5 protein-coding genes are annotated in these 3132 nt (G+C 61.7%); all 5 read right to left on the reverse strand.

Going from position 1 to position 3132, the window contains the following annotated elements; all coding sequences use genetic code 11:
* Nucleotides 1-366: type I restriction-modification system subunit M N-terminal domain-containing protein (locus VLR48_RS19985; protein WP_325293463.1), on the reverse strand; the 366-nt coding region annotated here is incomplete at its 3' end.
* Nucleotides 363-668 carry an AbrB family transcriptional regulator gene (locus VLR48_RS19990; RefSeq protein ID WP_325293464.1) on the reverse strand — a complete coding sequence of 102 codons (306 nt, stop codon included), beginning with the start codon at nt 666-668 and terminating at the stop codon, nt 363-365. The genes VLR48_RS19990 and VLR48_RS19985, both read right to left, overlap by 4 nt.
* A gap of 119 nt (nt 669-787) precedes the next feature.
* A complete protein-coding gene (locus VLR48_RS19995; protein ID WP_325293465.1) occupies nt 788-1216 on the reverse strand; it encodes a putative toxin-antitoxin system toxin component, PIN family in 429 nt (142 codons plus the stop codon).
* Nucleotides 1213-1452: an AbrB/MazE/SpoVT family DNA-binding domain-containing protein gene (locus VLR48_RS20000; protein WP_325293466.1), complete on the reverse strand. Its 240-nt coding sequence runs from the start codon at nt 1450-1452 to the stop codon at nt 1213-1215. The genes VLR48_RS19995 and VLR48_RS20000 overlap by 4 nt, the downstream gene beginning before the upstream one ends.
* A gap of 57 nt (nt 1453-1509) precedes the next feature.
* A partial coding sequence (hsdR, locus tag VLR48_RS20005; protein ID WP_325293467.1) for a type I restriction-modification system endonuclease occupies nt 1510-3132 on the reverse strand: 1623 nt, incomplete at its 5' end.

Raw genomic sequence — 3132 nt, forward strand, 5'->3', positions numbered from 1 at the left:
CTCTTGGCGTGCGCTGTACCAATCGAGCTTATCGATCTCGGCGACCAACGTGGAGAGTGTGGTTGGCTTGCGGATGAATGAGCTGGCGTTCGCGAAGATCTCCTGCACTAGGCGCGAGCCGTGGGCGCCGAGATGGATCAACATGATCTTGTAGAACTCGAGCCGGTTCGGTGCGGGCTGGGCCTCCAGATCGGCCCAGCGATAGCCCTCGGGAAGCTGGTCTTCGCTGCCCGTTTCCCGGGCCATCTTGAGGAAGAGCAGATAGGTCAGCTCGGTGACGTATTGGTGGTAGGTGACCCCGTCGTCCTTGAGGACGTTGCAGAGGTTCCACAGCTCGGCGACGATGTCGTGGGTGACGGCGGTCATGCGTGCTCGTAGGCCTGAATGGGCAGGCCGGGGGCCCCGGCGAATGCGCGCTCTACGTCTTCGCCCTGGTCGCGATCCGCGAGAAATTCGTCCAGCTCCTTGCGTTCCTCTTCCGTCATCTTGGCCCGCAGCCGATCGCGCTGATCGAGCCAATCTGCAAACGACTCGTTCAGCGGGCTCAGGATCACCTTGCCGGTCTCCGGATCGCGACGAATCCGTAATGCCTCGCCCTCGAAGCGGAGCTCCGTCTGCACGCGCATGGCCGGACCGTGGCCGTTCTTGAAGAGTTTAGCGGTCTGCATTGCTGATACGGATCCGTTGGCATAAACCTTGGTCGAGTCTGGTGGCTCGGCGATATGGCCCGGGGGCGGCAATCCGCCGGCGATTCAGATCGAGGGAGCCGTCCAAGATGCGCAGGTCCTCAATCGCGCGACAACATATCGAGCAGCCGGTCGGCCGTGATGATTGTACAGGGTGATCTGTCGGCCAGGCTCAGTAGATCCTTGTCGCCGCTGACCAGGTCGTCGGCGTTGCTCAGGATGGCGAGCTGCAGAAACGGGATGTCGAACGGGTCGCGACACGCGGGGGTTTCCGGCGGCATAGCGGACATGAGAAGGGTCTCGCAATAGGGGAGGTAGTCCGCGAGCAATTCCTGCTGCTCCGTGGCCGAGAGCCGGAACTTGGGATAGCCGAGTGCGCGTACCAGCTCCTTGGTCGTTGTCGCGGAAACGACCGGTCGGAAGCGCGCCTCCTGCCAAGCGACGCGAAGGGGTGCCAGTCTGCCTTTGGCGAACAACAGCGATGACAGCACGACGTCGGTGTCCAGGACCAGGCGCCAGCGACTCGTCATTCCGCGGACGTCGGGCTCGATCGGCGCGACCAGGCGACCGCGTCTGTCATGTCTTGCTCGGTGAGGTGAAGCTCGGACAGCTTGGCGCGCACCGCATCGGCGCGTTGGATCCGCACCGGCGTCAGAATGATCTGACCGTCCTTGACCTCGACCTCGACATATTCAGTCGCTCCCACGGCATTAGTGATGCTCTTGGGAAGGGTGAGCTGGTTCTTGGCGGTGATCTTGGCGAGCATCTTGGTGAGTCCGATTCAGTAAGGATTCCTTACTTTACGCCTGAGCTTGTCCGTGATTCAAGCCGCCGGTTGGTTCCACAGTGCGTCGTTGAACGCATCCAGAACCTGCCCGAGCTGGCCGGCAAAGAGACGGTCTAGCCGTCCGAAACCGCCGCCCTCTCGCTTGAAGATGAGGTCCGGGTCGTCGAGCGCGGCGCGGTCGACAACCAAGTTCGCCTTGGTCTGGGCGGCGAGTTTGTGCAGCCACTGGCGCTGCGGGGTCGTCCAAGCGCGGGAGGCGAGGATCTGGTGCAGGGCGCGCTCGACCCGTTGCTCGTAAGGAACCAACGGGTCCCCGATTGCGGCCTGGCGGATGTATCCGATGATCCTGGCGGCGATTTCCTGATTGGTCATCTCGCGCCATGCGGCGGCTAGATTGGTCTCGCTGAAGCCGGCCTTGTCGAGCTCCAATGCCAGCTCGCGAAGCTGTTTGCGTGTGAGTTCGCGCGGACGGGTGAGCACGGTGACGAGTGCGGGGATGCTGTTGCTGTTGGTGCGGATAAAGTCGGAGAAGGCTTGGAGATAGTCCTCGGGCCGGGTGGCCTTGCCGTAGCCGCGCTCCGCAGCGAGCAGCTTGTCGGTGTGGTTGGAGATGAAAATCGGCTCGCCTGTGGCCGCGTCTTTGCGATCGAGGATCTCGCCGAGGCTCGAATGTCGGGCGAGCCAAGAAGCTGCGTCCGCGAGCGGCAGGGTTTTGAGTCGGCCAATGAAAGCGTCCGGCGTCATGCCTGTCTCGATCTCGAAATCCTGCGTCAGGGTCTCGCTCAGATGACGCTTCTTGCGCTGGAGTTTCGCTAGGAGCTGGTCGCGTACCAGGGCCCGTTGCGTGTCCTCGCTGACCGTCGCCAGCTCGCTTATATGGGTAAAGCTGATGTTGGGGTCGACCACCACGGGCTGCATGGCCGTGATGTCCTTCAATGCCTCGTAGATCCGCACCGCATCGAAGATCCGGAAGGTCTCCTTGCCGATTTCGTCGCAGCGCCGTGTCGCGCGTCCGAGCATCTGGTCGAAGAGGATGCGGCTGTTGACCCGACGCAGGAACACCAGATTACAGATCTCGGGGATGTCCACGCCGGTCGTGAGTAGATCGACGGTCACAGCGACGTTCGGCAGACGTTCGTTTCGATAGCGCCGGATCAACTGCAATGGTTTGTCCGAGGCTCCTGTGATCTTGATCACTGCATCGTCGTCCAGGCTACCGTAGTGATCTCGGAACGCCTGTTTCAGCAGATCGACCACCAGGTCGGCATGGGCGTCATTGGCGCAGAAGACGAGCGTCTTTTCGCGTGATCCGGGGTCCAGCTCTTTGGCCAGATACTCGCAAACGACACGATTGAAGGACTCGGTGATGACCTTGCGGTTGAACTGCTCGACCTCGAGCTTGACCGCGTCGGGCGTCGTGAAAAGCGCTACCTGGCCGCTGCGCGTGTCGTAGACCGGGATCTGCTCGCCAACCTTCCAGGCAATTCCGTCCCTGGACAATTCGGTCTTGATCTGGATCGGCGGCTCATGATCGATGAGATACCCGTCGATGACGGCCTCGCGATAGCCGTAGGTGTAGATCGGTGGGCCGAAGATCTCGGTGGTGTGCAGTGCGGGTGTGGCGGTAAGGCCGATCTTGACGGCATCGAAATACTCGAG

The sequence above is a fragment of the Thiocapsa sp. genome (genome assembly GCF_035467215.1).
In the GTDB taxonomy this organism is placed as follows: Bacteria; Pseudomonadota; Gammaproteobacteria; order Chromatiales; family Chromatiaceae; genus Thiocapsa.